We start from the raw sequence: 25,576 nt of genomic DNA on the forward strand, positions 1-25,576 counted from the left end.
ATGAGCGCCGCGCGGTACGTGGAGCGGACGACAGGCCCGCGCGGATAGAAGAATTGCTGATGGAGCATGCATGGACGAGTTGACACTCGGTTTGATCGGCGCGGGTGCCGTGGTGGTGGGGGGCGTGGTCGTGTACAACGCCTGGCAGGGCGCGAAGGTGCGCCGCAAGATGCCGCGGTCGATGCCGGCCGACACCGCCGAGAGCTTTGCGCGGGACGAGCATGAGGAGCAGAGCCCGTTCATCGAGCCGGCCCGGCCGACCACGCGGCGCGAGCCGAGCGTGAGCGCGGAGGCGGCGGCGGGCCCGACCGCGGCGCGCGTCGAGCCGACGTTCGGCGCGGGCGCCGCACCGCTCGATACACCGGCCGATATCCAGGCCGAGATGACGTCGCCGAACGGTTATCCATCGGCGGACGGCGATACCGTGGGCGAAGGCGAACATGCGGCGGCGCCGGGCGCGCACGCGGAGCGGCCCGCGTCCGCCGGGCACGAGCGGGTCGAACCGATCCTGCCGGCCGCCACGACGATTTCGTCGGCGCCGCCCGCGATCGTCGATCGGCGCATCGACTGTATCGTGCCGATCCGGCTGAACGGCCCCGTGGCCGGCGACAAGATGCTTCCGCTCGCGCAGCGCTTGCGTCGCGCGGGCAGCAAGCCCGTGCACATCGAAGGCAAGCCCGAAGGCGGTGGCGCGTGGGAGCTGCTGCAGAACGGCACGCGCTACGAAGAGCTGCGCGCGGCCGCGCAGCTCGCGAACCGTAGCGGCGCTCTGAACGAGCTCGAATTTTCCGAGTTCGTGACCGGCGTACAGCAGTTCGCCGATGCGCTCGACGCGGCGCCGGAATTCCCCGACATGCTCGAAACCGTCGCGATGGCGCGCGAGCTCGACGGCTTTGCCGCCCAGTGCGACGCGCAGTTGTCGATCAACGTGCTGTCGGACGGCGCGCCGTGGTCGGCCAACTACGTGCAGGCGGTCGCATCGCAGGACGGTCTGCTGCTGTCGCGCGACGGCACGCGCTTCGTCAAGCTCGACTCGCGGCAAAGCCCGGTGTTCATGCTGCAGTTCGGCGACACCAACTTCCTGCGCGACGACCTCACGTACAAAGGCGGCGAGATGATTACGCTGGTGCTCGACGTGCCGGTCGCCGACGAAGACATCCTGCCGTTCCGGCTGATGTGCGATTACGCGAAGTCGCTGGCCGAGCGCATCGGCGGACGCGTGGTCGACGACGGTCGCCGGCCGCTGCCGGAAAGCGCGCTGCTCGCGATCGAAAAACAGTTGATGACGCTGTACGCGAAGCTCGAACAGGCGGGTATTCCGGCGGGTTCGCCGGCCACGCGGCGCCTGTTCAGCCAGTAAGCCTTTGCAGCGTTCTACGCGTTTTGACGACGGCCGCACGATGTGCGGCCGTCGTCGCTTCCGGCTTACGTCGTAGCGCGGCCCGCCCCGATTCAGCGATGTAAAGGGGCACGCTTCCTGCGATAATCCGATGTCCGACTTTCTTCTCGAGAAGCTTCCGACAGCATGGCCCGATCCTCCGTCCCTCCTTCTGCAACCAGCGCTCCGGCCGAGCGGGCCGTGTGGTTGCGCGCGGAACTCGAACGCGCGAACTACGCGTATTACGTGCTCGATCAACCGGACCTGCCGGACGCCGAGTACGACAAGCTGTTCAAGGAGCTGGAGCGCATCGAGGCCGAGCATCCCGATCTGATCGTGCCGGATTCGCCGACGCAGCGCGTCGGCGGCGAGGCCGCGAGCGGTTTCGAGCCGGTCGTGCACGATCTGCCGATGCTGTCGTTGAACAACGGTTTCGCCGACGAAGACATCGTCGCGTTCGACAAGCGCATCGGCGACGCGCTCGGCAACAACGCGAGCGAGCCGCCGGTCCCCGTCGACTACGCGGCCGAGCTGAAATTCGACGGCCTCGCGATCTCGCTGCGCTACGTCGACGGCGTGTTCGTGCAGGCTTCCACGCGCGGTGACGGCACAACCGGTGAGAACGTCACCGAAAACGTCCGCACGATTCGCTCGATTCCGTTGAAGCTGAAGGGTAAGCGCGTGCCGCGCGTGCTCGACGTGCGCGGCGAAGTGCTGATGTTCAAGCGCGATTTCGAGCGCCTGAACGAACGCCAGCGCACCGCCGAACAACGCGAATTCGCGAACCCGCGCAACGCGGCGGCGGGCAGCTTGCGGCAGCTCGATTCGAAGATCACCGCGCAGCGGCCGCTGTCGTTTTTCGCGTATGGCATCGGCGTGCTCGAAGGCATCGAGATGCCGGCCACCCATAGCGAACTGCTCGACTGGTACAAGGAGATGGGCTTGCCGGTCAATGGCGAGCGCGCGGTCGTGCAGGGCGCCGAAGGCCTGCTCGGCTTCTTCCACGCGGTCGGCGAGAAGCGCGACAGGCTGCCCTACGACATCGACGGCGTGGTCTACAAGGTCAACCGGCGCGACGAGCAGGATGCGCTCGGTTTCGTGTCGCGCGCGCCGCGCTTCGCGCTCGCGCACAAATTCCCCGCGCAGGAAGCGCTGACGAAGCTCGTCGCGATCGACGTGCAGGTCGGCCGCACCGGCGCGATCACGCCGGTCGCGCGGCTGGAACCGGTGTTCGTCGGCGGCGCGACGGTCACGAACGCGACCTTGCACAACGAGGACGAAGTGCGCCGCAAGGACATCCGCATCGGCGACACGGTAATCGTGCGGCGCGCTGGCGACGTGATTCCGGAGGTGGTCAACGCGCTGCTCGAGCGTCGTCCGGCCGACGCGCGCGAGTTCGTTATGCCGACGCAGTGCCCGGTGTGCGGTTCGGCGATCGAGCGGCTGCCCGACGAGGCCATCGCGCGCTGCACGGGCGGGCTCTTCTGTCCGGCGCAGCGCAAGCAGGCGTTGTGGCACTTCGCGCAGCGCCGCGCGCTCGATATCGACGGCCTCGGTGAGAAGATCATCGATCAACTGGTCGAACAGAGCCTAGTCCGTACGCCGGCCGATCTATTCAACCTCGGCTTCGCGACGCTCGCGGAACTCGACCGCTTCGCCGAAAAGTCCGCGCAGAACCTGCTCGACTCGCTCGAAAAGGCCAAGCACACGACGCTCGCGCGCTTTATCTACGCGTTGGGGATTCGCCATGTCGGCGAATCGACCGCGAAGGATCTCGCGAAGCACTTCGGCTCGCTCGATCCGATCATGGATGCGTCGCTGGAGGAACTGCTCGAAGTCAACGATGTGGGGCCGGTCGTCGCCGAATCGATCCACCAGTTCTTCGCCGAGGACCACAACCGCACGGTGATCGAACAGCTGCGCGCGCCGGGCAAGGTCACGTGGCCCGAGGGGCCGCCCGCGCCGAAGGCGCCGCAGGGCGTGCTGGCCGGGCAGACGGTCGTGCTGACCGGTACGCTGCCAAACCTGTCGCGCGAGGACGCGAAAGAAATGCTCGAGGCAGCCGGCGCGAAGGTGGCGGGGTCGGTATCGAAGAAAACCGGTTACGTGGTGGCGGGGGCCGACGCGGGCAGCAAACTCGCGAAGGCGGAGGAACTTGGCATCCCCGTACTCGACGAAGATGGTATGCGCAAGCTCCTGGAGGGGCACTGATGATTCACGACATTCTGAAGATGGGCGATCCGCGCCTGCTGCGAATCGCCGAGCCGGTCGCTCACTTCGATACGCCCGAGCTGCACCGGCTCGTGGAAGACATGTTCGAGACCATGCACGCGGCGAATGGCGCGGGTCTCGCCGCGCCGCAGATCGGCGTCGATCTGCAGGTGGTGATCTTCGGTTTCGGTTCGAACGAGCGCTATCCGGACGCGCCGCCCGTGCCGGAGACGGTGCTGATCAACCCGACCATCACGCCGGTCTCGCAAGACATGGAAGAAAGCTGGGAAGGTTGCCTGTCGGTGCCGGGGCTGCGCGGCGTGGTGAGCCGGTTTTCGATGATCCGTTATCACGGCTTCGATCAGTTCGGCAATCCGATCGACCGGGTCGCCGAGGGTTTTCACGCACGGGTTGTGCAGCACGAATGCGATCATCTGATCGGCAAGCTGTATCCGATGCGGATTACCGATTTCTCGAAGTTCGGCTTTACCGAGGTCCTGTTCCCGGATCTCGATCCGAATAGCGACGACTGACAAAACTGCCGCCAACAAAAAACCCACGCCATTGCGGCGTGGGTTTTTTGTTGTGCCGATGCGCCCGCTCTCAGCAAGGAGGCGCATTGGACGGACCTCAGAACGACTCGTCTTCCGACAGATAGCGCCACTGTCCCGGCGGCAGCGCGCCGAGCATCACCTGGCCCATGCGCACGCGCTTCAGGCCCACCACCTCGAGACCGACCAGTTCGCACATGCGGCGAATCTGACGCTTCTTGCCTTCGCGCAGCACGAAACGCAACTGCTCGCCGTTCTGCCAGCTGACCTGCGCGGGCTTCAGCGCGACGTCGTCGAGCGACAGGCCGTGGCGCAGCAGCGCGATTTTTTCGGCCGGGAAATGGCTTTCGACGTCGACCGTGTGATCGCCGTAGGCGACGCGCACCAGATACTCCTTGTCCACGTCCGAGTGACCGCCGATCAGTTGCTTCGCGATGCGGCCGTCCTGCGTCAGCACGAGCAGGCCCGTCGAATCGATGTCGAGACGCCCGGCCGGCGCGAGTTGGCGCAGATGCGACGCCGAGAAGCGGATCCCCGAATGGTCGCCTTCCCAGCGATTCTCCGGCGTGACGAGCGTGATGGCCGGCTGATAGCCGTCCTCCGCCTGGCCCGACACGAGCCCGACCGGCTTGTGAACGATCACGGTCACCTGGCTCGACTGAAAGGCTTGGGCGGCCGGGTCGATGTCGATGCGCTGATCCGGGAACACCTTTGTGCCGAGCGTATCGACGCGCTCGCCGTCGACCATGACCCAGCCTTTCTCGATCCATTCGTCGGCCTCGCGACGCGAGCACATGCCGAGCTTGGACATCAGCTTCGACAGACGCAGCATGCCCGGCGCGTCTTCGCGATCGCGGCGGGGCGGGTGGGGGGTGTCGATGGTGCTGTCGACGGGGCGGGCGGTTGCTGATGCCGAGGCCCGCGGCTTGGCGGCGCGGGCTGGTCGGTCGTCGCCGAAGCGGCGGTTCGCGGCCGGCAACGTGTCGTCGAAGCTGCGCGCAGGGCGCTCGCGACGCTCGGTGCGTTCGCCGTAGCCGCCTTTTGCCGGCTTCGCGAAGCTGCGCTCGCTTTCGAAGCGGCGCGAGGTGTTGTCGCTGCGCGCGCCTCGATCGCCACCGCGACGCTCCTGCGGCTCACCGCGATCGCTACCGAAGCGCGGATGGTCGGCGGCCTCGCGCTCCCGGCGCACCGGACGATCGCCACGCGCGCCGCCTTCCGGCGGCCTGCCTGTGCCTGGACGCGGACCGCTGAACGGACGGCGTTCGCCGGCGTCGCGGCCCGGTGCGCGCTCACCAAAACTGCGCGGTGCGCGCTCGCCGCGCTCCGCATTGCCCTCGAAACGACGGGGTGCGCGTTCTGCACGCTCGCCGAATTCGCGCCGAGGAGCGCGTTCGCCACGCTCAGCGCTGCCTTCGAAGCGACGCGGCGCGCGTTCGCCACGCTCGCCGAATTCGCGCCGTGGAGCGCGTTCGCCGCGCTCAGCGCTGCCTTCGAAACGACGCGGCGCGCGTTCAGTCCGTTCGCCGACATCGCGCCGAGGCGCGCGTTCGCCGCGCTCAGCGCTGCCTTCGAAACGACGCGGCGCGCGTTCAGTCCGCTCGCCGAAATCGCGCCGAGGCGCGCGTTCGCCGCGCTCAGCGCTGCCTTCGAAACGACGCGGCGTGCGTTCAGTCCGTTCGCCGAAATCGCGCCGAGGCGCCCGTTCGCCACGCTCGGCGCCGCCTTCAAAGCGACGCGGCGCGCGCTCTCCGCGCTCGCCTCGCTCAGCCGCACCTTCGAAGCGGCGCGGTGCGCCCGCGGCAGCCGTGCCCCGTTCGCGCACGCCCGACCCTTCGGCACGCGGCGCGCGTGCACGGGCACCCGCCGGCTTCGCGCCGACCGGCCGCTTCGCGCCACCACCCGTCGATGCCGCGCCTTCACGCTTCGCGCCGGCCTCGGCCTCGAATGGCTTCGGCCGCGCTGGACGGGTCGGCTTACGCGCCGACGCGCTGCCGGAGCGGACAGGGGCGCGTTCGGACGACGCCGGCCGCGGATGTTTTGCTGTTAATTTGGTTCGCATGAAATCTCACACTGCAATCGCGCGCAGCAGTTCGGTCTCGACCTGAATTTGCAGGCGGTTGTCCGACAGGCTGTGTCCTTCGAGCAGGAACACGTCCTCGACGCGTTCGCCGAGCGTATTGATCCGCGCCGAGGCGACGCCGACCCGGTGCTCGGCCAGCACGCGCGCGATCGAATAAAGAAGGCCCGGCCGGTCGTTCGCGGACACGGACAGGATGTAGTATTGGCCGCGCTCATCGGCCCGCAGGTCGACGCGCGGCGTAATGGGGAAGGTGCGCGACAGCCGTGACAGCCGGCCCTTCGACGGTCCCGGCAGCAAGGTGCCGTGGCCCGCGAGGCGCGCGGTCAGCTCCTGCTCGACCAGATTGGCGATGTCGCGATAGTGCACGTCCTCTTCGGTGTGCGCGACGAGGAAGTTGTCGAGCGCATAGCCGTGGCGCGTCGTGCTGACGCGCGCATCGAGCACCGACAGGCCGTTGCGGTCGAAATACGCGCAGATGCCCGCGAACAGATCGGGCTGGTCCTTCACGTAGACGAGCACCTGCAGCGCCTCGCCGATCGGCGACGGCCGCGCGCGTACGAGCGGCGTCGGCGTTTCGACGTGGCGATACAGCACGCGCGTCTGCCACGCGATGTCCGCCGCGTCGTGGCGCAGGAAATAGCCGACGTCCAGCTTGTCCCACAGCGCCCGTTGCGCGCCTTCCGGCACGGTTTCGAGACGCAGCAGCGCGAGCGCCTCTTCCTGGCGCGACTTCAGCTCGGAATGCTCGTCCGGCTGGGCACCGCCAAGCACGGCGAGCGTGGTGCGGTAGAGGTCTTCGAGCAGCTTGCCTTTCCACGTGTTCCAGACCTTCGGGCTGGTGCCGCGGATGTCGGCGACGGTCAGCAGATAGAGCGCGGTCAGGCGGCGCTCGGTGCCGACCAGCTCGGCGAAGCGCCTGATCACTTCAGGGTCGCTCGTGTCCTGCTTCTGCGCGACCTGGCTCATCGTCAGATGCTGCTGCACGAGCCACACGACCAGCTCGCCATCCTCGCCTTCGATGCCGTGCTGGCGGCAGAAGCGCCGTGCGTCGGCCATGCCCAGCGTGGAATGATCGCCGCCGCGGCCCTTCGCGATGTCATGAAACAGCGCGGCCACGTACAGCACCCACGGCCGGTCGAAGTTGACGATCAGCTGGCTGCAGAACGGGTATTCGTGCGCATGCTCGGCGACCGCGAAGCGGCGCAGATTGCGCAGCACCATCAGAATATGCTGATCGACCGTGAACACGTGGTACAGGTCGTGCTGCATCTGCCCGACGATGCGCCGGAAATTCAGCAGATAACGCCCGAGCACGCTCGTCTGGTTCATCAGCCGGAACGCATGCGTGATACCGGCCGGCTGCTTCAGAATTTCCATGAAGAGCCGGCGATTTTCCGGATCGCGCCGCCAGTGCTGGTCCATCACGTCGCGGGCGTTGTAGATCGCGCGCAGCGTGCGCGCCGACAGACCCTTCACGCCGGGGGTGCGCTGGTATAGCAGGAACGCCTCGAGGATCGCGTTCGGCTCGCGCTGGAACACGTCGTCGGAGGCGATTTCGAGCATGCCCTGCTTTTCGACGAAGCGATCCGACAGCACGCGCGTGATGCCGCTCGTGCTCGGAAACAGCTGCGCCTCGATGTTCTGGATCAGGATCGTCGCGAGTTGCGTGACCGCTTTCGCGGCCCAGTAGTAGCGGCGCATCAGCTGCTCGCTCGCGCGCTTGGTCGCGGTCGGCTTGAGGCCGAAGCTTTCCGCGACCGGCGTCTGCAGGTCGAACACCAGGATGTCCTGGCGGCGTCCGGCGATCACGTGCAGCCGCGCGCGCAGCGACTTCAGAAAGCCTTCGTTGTGGCGCAGCTCGCGCGCCTCGCGCTCGGTAATGAGTCCGCGCGCTTCGAGTTCGCGCCAGCTGCTGCCGAAGCCAGCCGCCTGTGTGATCCACAGGATCAGCTGCAGGTCGCGCAGCCCGCCCGGGCTTTCCTTGATGTTCGGCTCGAGCGCGTAGGGCGTGTCCTGAAACTTCGCGTGACGCTGGCGCATTTCGAGCACCTTCGCCTGGAAGAACGCCTTCGGGTCGAGCGCCGCACGGTAGCGCCGAGCGAAATCGTCGAACAGTGCGGCGCTGCCGGTGATGCGGCGCGCTTCCAGCAGCGAGGTACGCACCGTGACGTCGTTGGCCGCTTCCTCGAGGCATTGCGACACGCTGCGCACGCTGCTGCCGAGTTCCAGCCCGAGATCCCACGCGAGGCTGATGAAGCGCTCGATGCGCGCGTCCAGATGCTCGAGCCGCGCGTCGGGCAACAGCACCAGGATGTCGATGTCGGAGTGCGGCGCGAGTTCGCCGCGCCCATAGCCGCCAACCGCGACCAGCGCGAGGTCGTCGGGCAGCTCGCAGGTGTCCCAGGCGGCGCGCAGCGAATGGTCCGTGGCGCGCGCGAGGGCGGCCATCAACGCGTCGACGTTGGTGGCCGTTCGGAAGCGTTCCAGCAACTGGGCTTTGGCCACTTTGTAGTCCGCCTTGAGCGACGAGGCATGGGAGGGGGCGACGGCTGGAACGCTACTCATTGGCAGGAAGGCGGTGAGGTCGGAATCGGTCAGGCCGTGGCCGCGACCACGGGCGGGCGCGCGGGCGTGCCGGCCGACACGGTCAGCACGTCGTAGCCGGTCTCGGTGACGAGCACCGTGTGCTCCCACTGCGCGGACAGGCTGCGGTCCTTGGTCTTGACGGTCCACTGGTCGGGCATCGTGCGGATGTCACGGCGGCCGGCGTTGATCATCGGCTCGATCGTGAAGATCATGCCGGCCTGCAGTTCGAATCCGCTGCCGGGGCGACCGTAGTGCAGGATCTGCGGATCTTCGTGGAATACGGTGCCGATGCCATGTCCGCAATATTCGCGCACCACGCTGTAGCCGAGGCCTTCGGCGTGCTTCTGGATCGCATAGCCGATGTCGCCGAGATGCGCGCCGGGTCGCACCTGGTCGATGCCGAGCCACATGCATTCGAAAGTGGCCTGCACGAGGCGCTTTGCCATGATCGACCCTTCGCCGACGATGAACATGCGGCTCGTGTCGCCGAAATAGCCGTCCTTGATCACGGTGACGTCGATGTTCAGCGCGTCGCCGGTTTTGAGCGCCTTGTCGCCCGGAATGCCGTGGCAGATCACGTCGTTGACGGAAATGCAGGTGGCTTTCGGGTAGGGCGGGTAGCCGGGCGGCTGGTAATTCAGCGGCGCGGGGACCGTGCCCTGGTCCTTCAGCATGTATTCGTGACACAGACGGTCGAGCTCGCCAGTGGTGACGCCGGCCTTGACGAACGGCGTGATGTAGTCGAGCACTTCGCTCGCGAGCCGGCAGGCGACGCGCATCTTCGCGATATCGTCTTCGTTTTTGATGGTGATAGCCATGGTTTCCTCGGAAGCCTTGCTGGATAAGGCTTGCTGGGTATTGCGGTGGCCTGGCGGAGGGGCGTCTGCCGGGCACGGAATGCCGGTCGATCCTTAACGATCCCTCGCGCGTGGCGGAATCGAGCCATTTTACAGCAGTGGGGGCCGGGTCGTTGCGCTGGATCGGCCGGTAATGGGCTAAAAGCGACCAGAATCGGCTAATTGGCGGCCCAAAGGACGCCAGCCCGGGCTTCGGGCCCAGCGGCGCGGTCCCGTGCGTAGGGTCATCGGCCGCTGGTCGGGCCGGTTGAGTCAGCCGGTCGTCGCGTGCTATAATCTTTGGCTAAGTCGGTCCTAGTCCGCTTTTATTCGCGAGTCCGCAAATTCGCGCATGGCAGCTTGGCGGAACAGCTTCTCGCGGCACTCCGGTTGCTGGTGTCGTGAGTGAGAGAAAGTCGTGTCAGGCAACCAATTCGCAAGCCGGCGCACCCAGGGTGTCGACGCGTTCCAGCCCAAGTCAGGGCGAGCGCGACCGATGCGGCAGCCGGCTTAAGACCCAACCCTCGTGGAGAATTTCATGGCAGTTACGATGCGTCAAATGCTGGAAGCAGGTGTCCACTTCGGTCACCAGACCCGCTTCTGGAACCCGAAGATGGCCCCCTTCATTTTCGGTCATCGCAACAAGATTCACATCATCAACCTCGAAAAGACGCTGCCGATGTACAACGACGCGCTGAAGTACGCGCGTCAGTTGGCATCGAACCGCGGCACGATCCTGTTCGTCGGTACGAAGCGTCAATCGCGCGACACGATCGCCCAGGAAGCGCAGCGCGCTGGTATGCCGTTCGTGAACGCACGCTGGCTCGGCGGCATGCTGACCAACTTCAAGACGCTGAAGGTTTCGATCAAGCGCCTGAAGGACATGGAAGCGGCGCTGGAAGCCGGCGAAACGGAGCGCATGAGCAAGAAGGAAGCGCTGCTGTTCGAACGCGAAATGGCCAAGCTGCAGAAGTCGATCGGCGGCGTGAAGGATATGGGCGGCATTCCGGACGCGATCTTCGTGGTTGACGTCGGCTACCACAAGATTGCCGTGACCGAAGCGAACAAGCTCGGCATTCCGGTCATCGCCGTGGTCGATACGAACCACTCGCCGGAAGGTGTGGACTACGTGATCCCGGGTAACGACGACGCCAGCAAGGCCGTCGTTCTGTACGCGGCTGGCGTGGCCGACGCGATCCTCGAAGGCCGTGCGAACGCGGTCAACGAAGTGGTCCAGGCTGCACGTGGCGGCGACGGCGACGAGTTCGTCGAGGTCAACTCGGAAGCGTAAGGCTGCCCAGTGTCCGGCACAAAAGGGGGCTTTCGACAGGCCCCCTTTTTTTAAGCCGCGACGTCTATGACAGTTGTCGTAACGGGCATCTGGCAGAGTGTTCGAGGCGACGCGTCGCGCGTCGCTCGCAAAAAATGCGCGAAAACGCTGAAACGAATTCCTGCCGCCGGCATCGAAATGCGGGCGGCGTGTGACAGACAGAACTCAAGGAGCAAATGATGGCGGCAATTACCGCAAGCATGGTTGCAGAACTGCGCGCGAAGACCGACGCGCCGATGATGGAATGCAAGAAGGCGCTGACGGAAGCCGACGGCGATCTGGCGCGCGCTGAAGAACTGCTGCGCGTGAAGCTCGGCAACAAGGCGAGCAAGGCGGCATCGCGCGTGACGGCCGAAGGCGTCGTCGCATCGTTCATCAACGGCAACGCTGGTTCGCTCGTCGAGCTGAACTGCGAAACCGACTTCGTCTCGAAGAACGACGACTTCCTCGCATTCTCGAAGAAGGTCGCCGAACTCGTCGCGACGCAAAACCCGGCTGACGTCGCCGCGTTGTCGGCACTGCCGCTCGACGGCCAGACCGTAGACGCAGTGCGCCTCGCGCTGGTCGGCAAGATCGGCGAAAACCTGTCGATTCGCCGTTTCGTGCGCTTCGACACCGCGAACAAGTTGGCGGCGTACCTGCACGGCACGCGCATCGGCGTGCTGGTCGAGTACACCGGCGCGGACGAGCAGGTCGGCAAGGACGTGGCAATGCACATCGCCGCGATGAAGCCGGTCTCACTGTCGTCGGACGACGTGCCGGCGGACCTGATCGCCAAGGAACGCAGCATCGCTGAACAGAAGGCCGCCGAATCGGGCAAGTCGGCTGAAATCGTCGCGAAGATGGTCGACGGCAGCGTGCAGAAGTACCTGAAGGAAGTGTCGCTGCTGAACCAGACGTTCGTGAAGAACGACAAGCAGACGATCGAGCAGATGCTGAAGGCGGGCAACTCAAGCGTGCAGAAGTTCGCGCTGTTCGTGGTCGGCGAAGGGATCGAGAAGAAGCAGGACGACTTCGCAGCGGAAGTGGCCGCCCAGGTCGCTGCTGCAAAGCAACAATAAGCGTTACCTAAGCTTCACCGCCGTACCGTTTGGACCCGCGGCGAGGCAAGACCTCGCTGCGGTCGGCAGCGCCGCAAGGCCGCGCACGAGTTGACCCTCGCGGCGCGGCCGCCGCTGGCGAACCCTAGGGTTCGCCAATTTGGCGGTGCTTGCCCGAATCAGCATTTCACCCCTACATTAGTCCCTTGTTGTTGCCCTGTTCCGCGCGATCTGGATACCCCTATGCCCATTGCCTATAAACGCGTCCTGCTCAAACTCTCCGGTGAAGCTCTGATGGGCGACGATGCCTTCGGCATCAATCGCGGAACCATCGAACGAATGGTGGCGGACGTGGCCGAAGTGGTCCGTCTCGGAACGCAACTGGCCGTGGTGATCGGCGGCGGCAATATTTTTCGCGGCGTCGCGGGCGGTGCGGCGGGTATGGACCGCGCAACGGCCGACTACATGGGTATGCTCGCCACGATGATGAACGCGCTGGCGCTGCAGGACGCGATGCGCCACGCCGGCATCGAGGCGCGCGTGCAATCGGCGCTGCGCATGGACCAGGTCGTCGAGCCGTACATCCGGCCCCGCGCGATCCGCCAGCTCGAGGAAGGCAAGGTCGTGATCTTCGCGGCCGGCACCGGCAACCCGTTCTTCACGACCGACACGGCCGCTGCATTGCGCGGCGCGGAAATCGGCGCGGAAGTGGTGCTGAAGGCGACCAAGGTGGACGGCGTCTATTCGGCCGATCCGAAGAAGGATTCGAGCGCGACCCGCTACAGCACGATCAGCTTCGACGAGGCAATCGGCCGCAATCTGCAGGTGATGGATGCGACGGCTTTCGCTCTGTGCCGCGACCAGAAGCTGCCGATCCGCGTGTTTTCGATCGTCAAACCCGGTGCGCTCAAGCGCATCGTGCTAGGTGAGGACGAGGGCACCCTCGTCCACGTGTAAACTTCGTTTACTTTACGTGGGCTTTGACGCGAGCCCGGGCCGCCGCATCGAGCGTGCCGGGCGGCTCGCACCGTTTTGAAGGTTCGGAGGTTTAAAAATGTCTGTGGCTGATATCAGGAAGGGCGCTGAACAGAAGATGCAGCGCTCCATCGACGCGTTCAAGAACGACCTGTCGAAGATCCGCACGGGCCGTGCGCACACGGGCCTGCTCGATCATATCCAGTGCGACTACTATGGCTCGCCGGTGCCGATTTCGCAGGTCGCGAACCTGACGCTGATCGACGCGCGCACGATCGGCGTGCAGCCGTGGGAAAAGAAAATGGTCCAGGTCGTCGAAAAGGCGATCCGCGAGTCGGATCTCGGTCTGAACCCAGCTACCCATGGCGATGTGATCCGCGTACCGATGCCCGCGTTGACCGAAGAGCGTCGCCGCGAGCTGACCAAGGTCGTTCGCAGCGAAGCCGAAACGGCCAAGGTGGCCGTGCGCAACCTGCGCCGCGACGCCAACGAGCAACTGAAGAAGCTCGTCAAGGACAAGGAAATCTCGGAAGACGACGAGCGTCGTGCCGGTGACGACGTCCAGAAGCTGACGGACAAGTTCGTCGCCGAAATCGACAAGCTCGTCACAACGAAAGAAGCCGAGATCATGACGGTCTGACGCCGTTCGGCTCAGCACCTTCTGATTTCCACTTCTTTACTGGCATTACTGTCCCAACGGCCATGACCTATACCAGCTCAACCGTGCGCGTGCCTGAAGTCGCCGCGGTGCCGCGACATATCGCGATCATCATGGATGGCAACGGCCGTTGGGCCACGCAGCGGCGTCTGCCCCGCGTGGCGGGCCATACGCGCGGCGTCGACGCGGTGCGGGCGGCCGTCGAGGCGTGCGCGCGGCGGGGCGTCGAATATCTGACGCTGTTCGCGTTCAGCTCGGAGAACTGGCGCCGTCCGAACGAGGAAGTATCGTTCCTGATGCGCCTGTTCGTTACCGCGCTCGAGCGCGAGATCGGCAAGCTGCACGCGAACGGTATCCGTTTGCGCGTGGTGGGCGATCTCGAGCGTTTCGACGACAAGATCCGCGATCTGATCAAGCGCGCGGAAACCAAGACCGCGCGCAACGCCCGTCTCACGCTGACCATCGCCGCGAACTACGGCGGGCGCTGGGACATCATGCAGGCCACCCGCAAGCTCGTCGAGCAAGCGGCGGCGGCGGGCAAGCCGGTCGAGGTCAACGAGGACGCGTTCGCCGAGCACCTGTCGATGGCCTACGCACCCGAGCCGGACCTGTTCATCCGCACCGGCGGCGAGCGCCGCGTCAGCAACTTCCTGCTGTGGCAGCTTGCCTACACCGAGTTCTATTTCACCGACACGTTCTGGCCGGATTTCGACGCCGACGCGCTCGGTCACGCCATCGCTTCGTACGCGGAGCGGGAACGCCGCTTCGGCCGCACCAGTGCTCAGCTTGAGCCGCAATCGCAGAACGTCGATTCGCTTCCATGCTAAAGACCCGTGTCATCACGGCGATCGTGTTGCTGGCAGTGTTCCTGCCTGTCACGCTGTTCGCGCCTGTCGGCGCATTCGGCGCGCTGATCGCTTTCGTCGTCGTGTTCGCCGCGTGGGAGTGGGCGCGCCTGCTAAAGCTCGGCGGCGCGGGCCCGGTGCTGTACGCGCTCGTCGCGGCACTCGGACTCGTCACCAGTACGCGGGTGGGCATCGGCACCGAGCCTGCGCGGCCGTTCTTCCAGGCGGCGTCGATTTTCTGGGTGATCGCCGGTCCGTTCGTGCTGCTGCGCAAGCCCGTGCTCGCGCAGGGCGCCTGGCGCGCCTTTCTGTTTCTTGCCGGAATCGTTGGTTTCATCGCGTGCTGGCATGCTCTCGTCGCTGCGCGCATGCAGGGTGTGCCGTTCGTGCTGTCGCTGCTGCTGTTGGTATGGCTTGCCGATATCGGCGCATACTTCTCCGGGAAGGCATTTGGCAAGCACAAGCTGGCGCCAGCCATCAGTCCGGGTAAAACCTGGGAGGGGGCGATCGGTGGCTGGCTGCTGGTCATGATCGTCGCGGCGGCGGCGATCTTTTTGCACGCGTTCGAGCCGACCCTGTATTCTGCGCTGCTGGCGCAACTGGGTGCGCTGCGCACGGTGCTCGCGCTGACCCTGCTGGTGGTTTTCAGCGTGGTCGGTGACCTGTTCGAATCGATGATGAAACGCCAGGCCGGCGTCAAAGACTCGAGCGGACTGTTGCCGGGGCACGGCGGCGTGCTCGATCGCATCGACGCGTTGTTGCCGGTGCTGCCGCTCGCCATGCTGCTGCTCGGCTAGAGAAAAGAGATATGCAAAAACGTCTGACATTGCTCGGTTCCACGGGCTCGATTGGAGACAGTACGCTCGACGTGGTCGCGCGTCACCCCGAGCGTTTTTCGATTTACGCGCTGAGCGCGCATCGCAACGGCGACAAGCTCGTCGGGCAATGCCTGCGCTTTGCGCCCGAAGTGGCGGTGGTCGGCGACGCCGACACGGCCGCGAAGGTCGCCGCGAAGCTGCGCGAAGCGGGCAGCAAGACCGAGGTCACGTACGGGCCGCAGGCGCTCGTCGACGTGGCGAAGAGCGAGGGCTGCGACACGGTGGTCGCGGCGATCGTCGGCGCGGCCGGTCTCGCGCCGAGCCTTGCCGCGGCGCGCACCGGCAAGCGCATCCTGCTCGCGAACAAGGAAGCGCTGGTGATGTCCGGCGCGATCTTCATGGACGCGGTGCGCGACAACGGCGCGGTGCTGCTGCCGGTCGACAGCGAACACAACGCGATTTTCCAGTGCCTGCCGCGCGAAGCGTCGCTGCATGGCGGCGTCTCGAAGATCATCCTGACCGCGTCGGGCGGTCCGTTCCGCACGCGCGAACCGGCCACGCTGGTCGACGTGACGCCTGACGAAGCCTGCAAGCATCCGAACTGGGTGATGGGCCGCAAGATCTCGGTCGACTCGGCCACGATGATGAACAAGGGCCTCGAAGTGATCGAGGCGCACTGGCTGTTCAACCTGCCCGGCGAGCGCATCGACGTGCTGATCCATCCGCAGAGCGTGATTCATTCGCTGGTGTCGTATGCGGACGGCTCGGTGCTCGCGCAGCTCGGCAACCCCGATATGCGCACGCCGATCGCGCACGCGCTCGCGTTTCCGGATCGCGTCGATTCCGGCGTCGCGCAGCTCGATCTCGCGGAGATCGCGTCGCTATCGTTCGAAAAACCCGACTACGCGCGCTTCCCGTGCCTCGCGCTCGCCATGAAGGCGCTCGCGGAAGGCGGCGTCGCGAGCGCGGCGTTGAACGCCGCGAACGAGGTCGCGGTGGAGGCGTTTCTCGCGCGCCGCATCGGCTTCATGGCGATTGCCGAGGCGGTCGACTCGGTGCTGAACGCGTTGCCGAACCGCAGCGCGCACGCGCTCGACGACGTCATCGAGGCGGACGCCGCCGCGCGCCGAGCTGCTACCGAATTCATCGCGCGTCTGCCTGACGGCGCCCGTCGCACGGAACGCGCCGTCCAGTGAGGCGCCTATGAACCTGCTGATCGAACTGCTCGCGTTCGCGGTTGCGATTGGCGTACTCGTGGTGGTCCACGAGTACGGGCACTACAGCGTCGCGCGTCTGTGCGGCGTGAAGGTGCTGCGCTTTTCAATCGGCTTCGGCAAGCCGCTCGTTCAGTGGGTCAGTCCGAAGACGGGCACCGAGTGGACGATTGCCGCGCTGCCACTCGGCGGCTACGTGAAGATGCTCGATGAGCGCGAGACCGGCCCCGGTTCGATTCCCGAAGCGGATCTGCCGCATGCGTTCAACCGCCAGTCGGTGTGGCGGCGCTTCGCGATCGTCGCGGCCGGTCCGGTCGCGAATTTCCTGCTCGCGATCGTGCTGTTCGCGCTCGTGTTCGCAACTGGCGTGACCGAACCGGCCGCCGTGATCGCGACACCCGCGCCGAACACGCCGGCCGCGCTGGCGGGTTTCGAGGGCGGCGAGACGATAGTCGGTGTGCGCACCGGCCATAGCGATGAGACCGAGCCGGTGCGGTCGTGGTCGGATCTGCGCTGGAAGCTGCTCGGCGCCGCGTTCGATCAGCAGCGCATCGTGCTCAGTGCAAAGGACGCGCACGGCACGTCCGATTTTCCGATGGACCTGCGCGGCCTCGGCGAGAAAGACGTCGACGACGATCTGATGTCGCGCCTCGGCTTCGAGCCCGGCGGCGGCAAGCTGACGGTGGCGGGCGTGCAGGCGGGTAGCGCCGCGCAAAAGGCGGGGCTCGTCGCCGGCGATCGGCTGCGCGCGATCAACGGCACGCCGACCGATAACGCCTCGGCCTTCATCGCATTTGTAAAGTCGCACGCCGGCGTGCCGGTCACGCTGCGGGTGGAGCGCGGCGGCCGTGGCGGTCATGCGGCGGGCGCGCTCGAAGAAATCACCATCGTGCCGCAGCTGCAGCGCGATGCGGCGAGCGGGCAGCAGATCGGCCGCATCGGCGCGGAGCTGGCGACCCAGGTGCCGTCGATCGACGTGCGCTACGGGCCGCTCGAGAGCCTCCACCTCGGCGCGCGCCGTACCTGGGATCTCGCGGTGTACTCGGTCAGGATGTTCGGCCGGATGATCGTCGGCGAGGCGTCGCTGAAGAATCTGTCCGGTCCGGTGACGATCGCCGACTACGCGGGAAAGAGCGCACGTCTGGGTCCTGCCGCGTTTCTGTCGTTCCTGGCCCTTGTCAGCATTAGCCTCGGCGTGCTGAACCTGCTACCAATTCCGGTATTGGACGGGGGTCATCTGTTATATTACTTGGTTGAAGCTGTGACCGGTAAAGTTGTCTCCGATCGCTGGCAACTCGTTTTTCAGAGAGCGGGGCTTGCCTGCATCGTCGCGTTGTCGGCGATTGCGCTGTTCAACGATCTGGCTCGTTTAATCCATTTTTAAAGTGTCCGGCGGCGTTCACGAGGGCGGCCGCCAGGCCTGATGCAGCTATACACACTGGGGAAGCACGTTGTTCAAACCTCATCGCTTTGGTCCAAAGACGGTTGTAGCCGCGGCGTTCGCCGCGCATGGGCTGGTTGCTCACGCAACGACGCCCTTCGTGGTGCAAGACATTCGCATTGAGGGATTGCAACGCGTCGAACCGGGCACGGTGTTCGCGTACCTGCCCATCAAGCAAGGCGATACCTTTTCCGACGACAAGGCGTCCGAAGCGATTCGCGCGCTGTACGCGACGGGCTTCTTCAACGACGTCAAGATCGCGACCGAAGGCAACGTGGTGATCGTGCAGGTGCAAGAGCGCCCGGCCATCGGCACGATCGACTTCGCCGGTATCCACGAGTTCGACAAGGACAACCTGATCAAGGCGCTGCGCGCGGTCGGGCTGTCGCAAGGCCGCTACTACGACAAGGCCCTCGTCGACAAGGCCGAGCAGGAACTGAAGCGCCAGTATCTGACGCGCGGATTTTACGCGGCTGAAGTCACCACGACGATCACGCCGATCGACCGCAACCGCGTCGGCATCCTGTTCTCGGTGGCCGAAGGTCCGAGCGCGAAGATCCGTCAGATCAACTTCATCGGCAACAAGACATTCAGCACCGGCACGCTGCGCGACGAAATGCAGCTGTCCACGCCGAACTGGTTCTCGTGGTACACGAAGAACGACCTATACGCGAAAGACAAGCTCACCGGCGACCTCGAGAACGTCCGCTCGTACTACCTGAACCGCGGCTATCTCGAGTTCAGCATCGAATCGACCCAGGTGTCGATTTCGCCGGACAAGAAGGACATGTACCTGACGGTCACGCTGCATGAAGGTCAGCCGTACACGATTTCGAACATCCGCCTCGCCGGCAATCTGCTAGACCGCGAAGCGGAGCTGAAGAAGCTGATCAAGATCAAGCCGGGCGACCGCTTCTCGGCCGAAAAGCTGCAGGCCACCACGAAGGCGATCGTCGACAAGCTCGGCGAGTACGGCTACGCGTTCGCGACCGTCAATGCACAGCCGCAGATCGACCAGAACAACCACACCGTCGACCTGACGCTTCAGGTCGACCCGAGCCGTCGCGTGTACGTGCGCCGCATCAACGTGGTCGGCAACACGCGCACGCGCGACGAAGTGGTGCGCCGTGAAATGCGCCAGCTCGAAAGCTCGTGGTTCGATTCGAACCGCCTCGCGCTGTCGAAGGATCGTATCAACCGTCTCGGCTACTTCACCGACGTCGACGTGACCACGGTGCCGGTCGAAGGCACGCCCGACCAGGTCGACATCGACGTGAAGGTCGCCGAAAAGCCGACCGGCGCGATCACGCTTGGCGCGGGCTTCTCATCGACGGACAAGGTGGTGCTGTCGGCGGGTATCTCGCAGGACAACGTGTTCGGCTCCGGCACGAGCCTCTCGGTGAACATCAATACCGCGAAGACGTACCGTACGCTGACGGTCACGCAGGTCGACCCGTACTTCACGGTGGACGGCATCAAGCGGATCACCGACGTCTACTACCGCACGTACCAGCCGCTGTACTATTCGACCGATTCGAGCTTCAAGATCGTCACGATCGGCGGTGACCTGAAGTTCGGCATCCCGTTCTCTGAAGTCGACACGGTATTTTTCGGCGTGGGCTTCGAGCAGAATCAGCTCGACATCGACTCGAACACGCCGCAAAGCTATATAGACTACGTGCACGAGTTCGGCCGCGTGTCGAACAACGTACCGCTGACGGTCGGCTGGTCGCGGGACGCGCGCGACAGCGCACTGGTGCCGAGCCGCGGCTACTTCACGCAGGCGAACGCCGAGTACGGCACGCCGGTCGGCGGCACGCAGTACTACAAGGCCGACATCAACGCGCAGTACTATTACTCGTTCGCGCGGGGCTTCGTGCTGGGCTTCAACTTCCAGGGCGGTTACGGTAACGGCCTTGGCGGCAAGCCATATCCGATTTTCAAGAACTACTTCGCCGGCGGTATCGGTTCGGTCCGCGGCTACGAGCCGAGCTCGCTCGGTCCGCGCGACGCGAAGACCGGCGACCCGATCGGCGGCTCGAAGCTGCTCGTCGGCAATATCGAGCTCACGTTCCCGCTGCCGGGCACGGGCTACGATCGCACGCTGCGTGTGTTCACCTTCCTCGACGCCGGTAACGTGTGGGGAACGGAAGGTAACAGCATCGGCGCAAATGGCCTGCGTTACGGCTACGGTGTTGGTCTCGCGTGGATCTCGCCGATCGGCCCGCTCAAGTTGAGCCTTGGCTTCCCGCTCACGAAGCACACTGGCGACCAGTACCAGAAGTTCCAGTTCCAGATCGGGACCGCGTTCTGATCGGGCGGCGGGTGTTCCCGGCGGCCGGCGTTGCCGGCGGCCGGCTGCGGCGGCGGACCCGGCCAAACTACAGTATCGAGAGGATGACTTTGCTAACCGGTATGTTTTCGAAACGTGTAGCGTGCGCATTGGCGCTGGCAATGACCCTCGGGGTCGGCATGGCGCACGCGCAGGAGGCGAGAATCGCCGCGGTGAATTCCGACCGCATCCTGCGCGAATCGGCGGCGGCGAAAGCCGCGCAGCTGAAGCTCGAGGCCGAATTCGCGAAGCGGGACAAGGATCTCGCCGACATGGCGCAAAAGCTCAAGTCGATGTCCGATGCACTCGACAAGAATGGCGCGACAATGTCGGCGACCGATCGCGCGCAGAAGCAGCGCGACCTGTCGCAGCTCGACTCGGACTTCCAACGCAAGCAGCGTGAGTTCCGCGAAGACCTGAACCAGCGCCGCAACGAGGAACTCGCGGCGGTGCTCGATCGCGCGAACAAGGTCATCAAGCAGATCGCCGAAACGCAGCACTACGATCTGATCGTCCAGGAAGCGGTGTACGTGAGCCCGCGCATCGATATCACCGACCAGGTGCTGAAGGCACTGGCGGCATCGGGCAATTGAGGGCAACTGAGGGCAACTGAGGGCGGCGCACGGTCGCCCCGCACGCCTCGGCGCGCGCCCTCCAATGATTGAACGGGTTGGAGACAGGATAGGCATGGCATTTACGCTCGAGGACATCGTCCAGCGGTTCGGCGGTGAATTAGTCGGTAACGGGGCGCAGCGCGTGAGCAGTCTTGCGCCGCTCGACCAGGCAGGGCCGGACCAGTTGGCGTTCCTCGCCAATCCGAAATATCTGTCGCAGGTCGAAACGACCCGCGCCGGCGCAGTGCTGATCAATGCCGGCGACCTTGCGAAGCTCGCCTCGCGCGAAGCTCGAAACTTCATCGTCACGCCGAATCCCTACGCTTACTTTGCGCGCATCGCGCAAACCTTCATCGACCTGGCCGCGCCGAGGGCGGTCCCCGGCGTGCATCCGAGCGCAACCATCGATCCTGCCGCCCAGGTCGCCGCGAGCGCGGTGATCGGTCCGCGTGTCACCGTGGAAGCGGGCGCGGTGATCGGCGAGCATGCGCGGCTCGACGCCAACGTCGTGATCGGCCGCGGCACGCGTGTCGGCGCGAACGCGCATCTGTATCCGAACGTGACCGTGTACCACGGCTGCAAGCTCGGCGAGCGCGTGATCGTCCACGCCGGCGCGGTGATCGGCTCGGACGGCTTCGGCTTCGCACCGGACTTCGTCGGCGAGGGCGACGCGCGCACCGGCAGTTGGGTGAAGATTCCCCAGGTCGGCGGCGTGTCGATCGCGAACGACGTCGAAATCGGCGCGAACACCACGATCGACCGCGGCGCGATGGCCGACACGATCATCGAGGAGTGCGTGAAGATCGACAACCTCGTGCAGATCGGCCACAACTGCAAGGTCGGCGCCTACACGGTGATCGCGGGCTGCGCGGGCATTGCGGGCAGCACGACGATCGGCCGTCATTGCATGATCGGCGGCGCGGTCGGCATCGCCGGACACGTGACGCTCGCCGATTACGTGATCGTCACCGCAAAGTCGGGCGTGTCTAAGTCGCTGCTGAAGCCCGGCATGTACACGAGCGCGTTCCCGGCCGTGAACCACGCGGACTGGAACAAAAGCGCCGCGCTGCTGCGCAATATCGACAAGCTTCGCGATCGCATCAAAGCGCTGGAGAACGCCACCGTCGACAAAGCCGGCAATGCCACTGACGGCGCCGCAGGTCAACCCGCAGGCAACAAGATCTGACAGTTATCCCGGCGACCCATCGGCACCACGTAAAATAGTGGTCGAGCATCATGAAGCGAAGCCGGTGGCCGTGACCGGGTGGCACGGCCACCGGTCATCAGAGGCGCCGGTCGTGCGCGTTTTCAACCCACCTGCACCAGCATCCGCAGTCATCATCGCGCAGTCAATGCGTGAGCAGAAACACCATGAGCACCGAAAAAATCAATCTCGACATTCATAAGATTCTCACGCTGCTGCCGCATCGTTATCCGATCCTGCTGGTCGACCGGGTGCTCGAACTCGAACCGCACAAGAGCATCAAAGCGTTGAAGAACGTGTCGATCAATGAGCCGTATTTCCAGGGACATTTCCCGACGCGGCCGGTGATGCCAGGCGTGCTGATCCTCGAAGCGCTCGCGCAGACCGCGGCGCTGCTGACGTTCTCGGAAGAACCGAGCGATCCGTCGAACACGCTGTACCTGTTCGTCGGCATCGACAACGCGCGCTTCAAGCGCGTGGTGGAACCGGGCGATCAGCTGATCCTGAACTGCACGTTCGAGCGTCACATGCGCGGCATCTGGAAGTTCAAGGCGCGCGCCGAAGTGGATGGCGTCGTCGCGGCGGAAGCCGATCTGATGTGCGCAGTGCGCCACACGGACAAAGACGCGTAAAGCCCGTGTCGGGGCAGGTCGCGGCGCGGCAAGGCACGCGCGCGATGGCCCTGACGGCAAGGCCATCCACACAACGCAACAGAATCAGAAGCGAGGACGCATGAGCAGGATCCATCCCACTGCGATCATCGAGCCGGGCGCGCAGCTCGACGAATCCGTCGAAGTCGGACCCTATGCCGTGATCGGCGCACACGTGACGATCGGTGCGCGCAGCACGGTCGGCTCGCACAGCGTGATCGAAGGCTATACCACGCTCGGTGAAGACAACCGCATCGGCCATTACGCATCGGTCGGCGGCCGCCCGCAGGACATGAAGTACCGGGACGAGCCGACCAGGCTCGTGATCGGCAACCGCAACATGATCCGCGAGTTCACGACGATCCACACCGGCACGGTGCAGGACGCGGGCGTCACCACGCTCGGCGACGACAACTGGATCATGGCCTACGTGCACATTGGTCACGACTGCCACGTCGGCAACAACGTGATTCTGTCGAGTAACGCGCAGATGGCCGGTCACGTGACGATCGGCGACTACGCGATCATCGGCGGCATGTCGGGCGTGCATCAGTTCGTGCGCATCGGTGCGCATTCGATGCTCGGCGGCGCGTCGGCGCTCGTGCAGGACGTGCCGCCGTACGTGATCGCCGCGGGCAACAAGGCCGAGCCGCACGGCATCAACGTCGAAGGGTTGCGCCGCCGCGGCTTCTCGGCCGACGCGATCTCGGTGCTGCGCACCGCGTATCGCGTGCTGTACAAGAACGGCCTGTCGCTCGAAGAAGCGAAGGTGCAATTGAAGGAACTCGGTTCGGCCGGCGGTGACGGCGACGCCCCGGTGCAGACGCTGCTCACGTTCGTCGAAGCGTCGCAGCGCGGCATCATCCGCTAACCGATGACGTTGCAACCCAGTCCGCTGCGCGTCGCGATGGTGGCCGGCGAGCCGTCCGGCGACCTGCTCGCCGCGTCGCTGCTCGACGGTCTCGCCAGCACGCTGCCGGCCACCACCCAGTACTACGGCATCGGTGGTCCGCGCATGATGGCCGCGGGCTTCGACGCCCACTGGCCGATGGAAAAGCTGACGGTGCGCGGCTATGTCGAAGCACTGCGGCACATTCCCGAAATCCTCGGTATCCGCAACGAGCTCAAGCGTCAACTGCTCGCCGAACCGCCGTCCGTATTCGTCGGCGTCGACGCGCCCGACTTCAATTTCGGGCTCGAGCACGCACTGCGCGACGCCGGCATTCCGACCGTGCACTTCGTCTGCCCGTCCATCTGGGCGTGGCGTGGCGGGCGCATCAAAAAGATCGCCAAGGCCGTCGACCACATGCTGTGCGTGTTCCCGTTCGAAACCGCGCTGCTTGAAAAGGCGGGTGTCGCGGCGTCGTACGTCGGGCATCCGCTGGCCGATCAGATCCCGCTCGAACCTGACACCCTCGGTGCGCGCCGCGCGCTCGATCTCGCGGAAAGCGGGCCGGTGATCGCGGTGCTGCCGGGCAGCCGGCGCTCCGAGATCGACCTGATCGGCCCGACGTTCTTCGCGGCGATGGAGATGATGCAGCACCAGGAGCCCAGCGTGCGCTTCGTGATGCCGGCGGCGACGCCCGCGTTGCGCGCGTTGCTGCAGCCGCTCGTCGATGCGCATCCGGGCCTCGCGCTGACCATCACCGAAGGGCAGTCGCAACTCGCGATGACCGCCGCCGACGCGATTCTCGTGAAGAGCGGCACCGTCACGCTCGAAGCCGCGCTGCTGAAAAAGCCGATGGTGATTTCGTACAAAGTGCCCTGGCTAACCGGCCAGATCATGCGCCGGCAGGGCTATCTGCCGTACGTCGGCCTGCCGAACATCCTGGCCGGGCGTTTCGTGGTGCCGGAGATCCTGCAGCACTTCGCGACGCCGCAGGCGCTCGCCGAGGCGACGCTGAAACAGTTGCGCGACGAGGCGAACCGGCGCACGCTGAAGGAAATCTTCACGGAGATGCATCACGTGCTGAAGCAGAACACCGCGCAGCGCGCGGCCGAAGTCGTGGCGAGCGTCGTCGAGCAGCGGGCGGGGCGGCCATGACCGCCGCGCCCGCGCCTCGCAGGAAGATCGCGGCCACCGTTCGGGTCGTGGCGCAAGCCGGCCTGAACTTCGAGAGCGCCGACGACATCGTCTGCGGCGTCGACGAGGCAGGGCGCGGACCGCTGGCTGGTCCGGTCGTCGCGGCGGCGGTGATTTTCGATCCCGCCAAACCGATGATCCGCGGCCTCGACGATTCGAAGGTGCTGAGCGCACTCAAGCGCGAAGCGCTGTACGACAAGATCGTCGAGCGTGCGCTCGCGTACTGCATCGCGTCGGCGACAGTCGAGGAAATCGATTCGCTGAACATCCTGCACGCCACCATGCTCGCGATGAAACGCGCGGTCGAGGGCCTGTCGGTCGTGCCGACGCTCGTGAAGATCGACGGCAACCGTTGCCCGACGCTCAGTATTCGTAGCGAAGCCGTGATCGGCGGCGACGCGCTCGTGAAGAGCATTTCGGCTGCGTCGATTCTCGCGAAGGTCACGCGCGACCGCATGCTGGTCGAACTGCACCAGGCGTATCCGATGTACGGCTTCGACGCGCATGCCGGTTACGGCACGCCGCAGCATCTCGCGGCGCTGCTCGAGCATGGGCCGTGCGAACATCATCGGCGGTCGTTCGCGCCGGTGCGCGAAGCGCATCTGCGGTTCGGCACAGGCGTGCCGTTGCCGCCGGCGGACGCCGTCATCGTGGCCGACGCGCTGCTGCTCGACGGCGATGCGTTCGGCGAGGCCGGCCTCGCTTGACCGACCCCATCAGCGCGGCTCGA

The 25,576-nt window shown here is 65.4% G+C and carries 21 protein-coding genes; 18 read left to right on the forward strand and 3 right to left on the reverse strand.

Going from position 1 to position 25,576, the window contains the following annotated elements; all coding sequences use genetic code 11:
• Nucleotides 1-70 precede the first annotated feature (70 nt).
• The 3 genes from OKW45_RS20235 (at nt 71) to def (ending at nt 4,122) form a co-directional block, all read left to right on the forward strand.
• Nucleotides 71-1,360, forward strand: a complete 1,290-nt coding sequence (locus OKW45_RS20235) for a cell division protein ZipA C-terminal FtsZ-binding domain-containing protein (RefSeq protein ID WP_429470676.1) — start codon at nt 71-73, stop codon at nt 1,358-1,360.
• 165 nt (nt 1,361-1,525) lie between these two features.
• Nucleotides 1,526-3,589, forward strand: a complete 2,064-nt coding sequence (ligA, locus tag OKW45_RS20240; RefSeq protein WP_429470678.1) for an NAD-dependent DNA ligase LigA — start codon at nt 1,526-1,528, stop codon at nt 3,587-3,589.
• Nucleotides 3,589-4,122 (forward strand): peptide deformylase, encoded by a 534-nt coding sequence (gene def / locus OKW45_RS20245; protein ID WP_018417641.1) that lies wholly within the window; start codon nt 3,589-3,591, stop codon nt 4,120-4,122. Before ligA ends, def begins: the two co-directional genes overlap by 1 nt.
• Nucleotides 4,123-4,219: 97 nt before the next feature.
• Here def and OKW45_RS20250 read toward each other — a convergent pair whose 3' ends face one another.
• The 3 genes from OKW45_RS20250 to map are packed head-to-tail and all read right to left on the reverse strand — an operon-like array spanning nt 4,220 to nt 9,705.
• On the reverse strand, nt 4,220-6,199 hold the full coding sequence (locus OKW45_RS20250) for a pseudouridine synthase (RefSeq protein WP_429470680.1): 1,980 nt from the start codon (nt 6,197-6,199) through the stop codon (nt 4,220-4,222).
• Nucleotides 6,200-6,205: 6 nt separating this feature from the next.
• Nucleotides 6,206-8,785 (reverse strand): [protein-PII] uridylyltransferase, encoded by a 2,580-nt coding sequence (locus tag OKW45_RS20255; RefSeq protein WP_026225316.1) that lies wholly within the window; start codon nt 8,783-8,785, stop codon nt 6,206-6,208.
• 29 nt (nt 8,786-8,814) lie between these two features.
• Nucleotides 8,815-9,705 carry a type I methionyl aminopeptidase gene (gene map / locus OKW45_RS20260; protein WP_429473324.1) on the reverse strand — a complete coding sequence of 297 codons (891 nt, stop codon included), beginning with the start codon at nt 9,703-9,705 and terminating at the stop codon, nt 8,815-8,817.
• Between the two features lie 475 nt (nt 9,706-10,180).
• Between map and rpsB the strand changes: the two genes are divergently transcribed.
• From rpsB to rnhB, 15 genes are all read left to right on the forward strand, one after another.
• On the forward strand, nt 10,181-10,933 hold the full coding sequence (gene rpsB, locus OKW45_RS20265) for a 30S ribosomal protein S2 (RefSeq protein ID WP_429470681.1): 753 nt from the start codon (nt 10,181-10,183) through the stop codon (nt 10,931-10,933).
• Nucleotides 10,934-11,151: 218 nt separating this feature from the next.
• Complete coding sequence (gene tsf, locus OKW45_RS20270) at nt 11,152-12,033, forward strand: translation elongation factor Ts (protein ID WP_429470683.1); 882 nt, start codon at nt 11,152-11,154, stop codon at nt 12,031-12,033.
• Nucleotides 12,034-12,255: 222 nt separating this feature from the next.
• Entirely contained in the window at nt 12,256-12,969 is a 714-nt protein-coding gene (gene pyrH / locus OKW45_RS20275) for a UMP kinase (protein WP_018417648.1), read from the forward strand.
• A 97-nt stretch (nt 12,970-13,066) separates the two neighbouring features.
• Nucleotides 13,067-13,627, forward strand: coding sequence for a ribosome recycling factor (gene frr, locus OKW45_RS20280; RefSeq protein WP_013089702.1), 561 nt, complete (start codon nt 13,067-13,069; stop codon nt 13,625-13,627).
• A gap of 62 nt (nt 13,628-13,689) precedes the next feature.
• Entirely contained in the window at nt 13,690-14,472 is a 783-nt protein-coding gene (uppS, locus tag OKW45_RS20285) for a polyprenyl diphosphate synthase (RefSeq protein WP_018417650.1), read from the forward strand.
• Nucleotides 14,466-15,287 (forward strand): phosphatidate cytidylyltransferase, encoded by an 822-nt coding sequence (locus tag OKW45_RS20290; protein ID WP_018417651.1) that lies wholly within the window; start codon nt 14,466-14,468, stop codon nt 15,285-15,287. Before uppS ends, OKW45_RS20290 begins: the two co-directional genes overlap by 7 nt.
• 11 nt (nt 15,288-15,298) lie before the next feature.
• Nucleotides 15,299-16,504, forward strand: a complete 1,206-nt coding sequence (locus OKW45_RS20295) for a 1-deoxy-D-xylulose-5-phosphate reductoisomerase (protein WP_429470685.1) — start codon at nt 15,299-15,301, stop codon at nt 16,502-16,504.
• 7 nt (nt 16,505-16,511) lie between these two features.
• Nucleotides 16,512-17,906: an RIP metalloprotease RseP gene (rseP, locus tag OKW45_RS20300; RefSeq protein ID WP_018417653.1), complete on the forward strand. Its 1,395-nt coding sequence runs from the start codon at nt 16,512-16,514 to the stop codon at nt 17,904-17,906.
• Nucleotides 17,907-17,973: 67 nt separating this feature from the next.
• Nucleotides 17,974-20,277: an outer membrane protein assembly factor BamA gene (gene bamA / locus OKW45_RS20305; protein ID WP_026225317.1), complete on the forward strand. Its 2,304-nt coding sequence runs from the start codon at nt 17,974-17,976 to the stop codon at nt 20,275-20,277.
• Between the two features lie 89 nt (nt 20,278-20,366).
• Nucleotides 20,367-20,888, forward strand: a complete 522-nt coding sequence (locus OKW45_RS20310; protein WP_026225318.1) for an OmpH/Skp family outer membrane protein — start codon at nt 20,367-20,369, stop codon at nt 20,886-20,888.
• Nucleotides 20,889-20,982: 94 nt separating this feature from the next.
• Nucleotides 20,983-22,095: a UDP-3-O-(3-hydroxymyristoyl)glucosamine N-acyltransferase gene (gene lpxD, locus OKW45_RS20315; RefSeq protein ID WP_018417656.1), complete on the forward strand. Its 1,113-nt coding sequence runs from the start codon at nt 20,983-20,985 to the stop codon at nt 22,093-22,095.
• A 185-nt stretch (nt 22,096-22,280) separates the two neighbouring features.
• Entirely contained in the window at nt 22,281-22,745 is a 465-nt protein-coding gene (gene fabZ / locus OKW45_RS20320; RefSeq protein ID WP_006048683.1) for a 3-hydroxyacyl-ACP dehydratase FabZ, read from the forward strand.
• Between the two features lie 100 nt (nt 22,746-22,845).
• Nucleotides 22,846-23,634 carry an acyl-ACP--UDP-N-acetylglucosamine O-acyltransferase gene (lpxA, locus tag OKW45_RS20325; protein WP_018417658.1) on the forward strand — a complete coding sequence of 263 codons (789 nt, stop codon included), beginning with the start codon at nt 22,846-22,848 and terminating at the stop codon, nt 23,632-23,634.
• A 3-nt stretch (nt 23,635-23,637) separates the two neighbouring features.
• Complete coding sequence (lpxB, locus tag OKW45_RS20330) at nt 23,638-24,807, forward strand: lipid-A-disaccharide synthase (RefSeq protein ID WP_018417659.1); 1,170 nt, start codon at nt 23,638-23,640, stop codon at nt 24,805-24,807.
• Entirely contained in the window at nt 24,804-25,553 is a 750-nt protein-coding gene (gene rnhB / locus OKW45_RS20335; RefSeq protein WP_429470687.1) for a ribonuclease HII, read from the forward strand. The genes lpxB and rnhB overlap by 4 nt, the downstream gene beginning before the upstream one ends.
• The last annotated feature ends 23 nt before the right edge of the window (nt 25,554-25,576 follow it).

Origin of the sequence: Paraburkholderia lebeckiae, assembly GCF_050436225.1 — a bacterium.
Lineage (GTDB): Bacteria > Pseudomonadota > Gammaproteobacteria > Burkholderiales > Burkholderiaceae > Paraburkholderia > Paraburkholderia tuberum.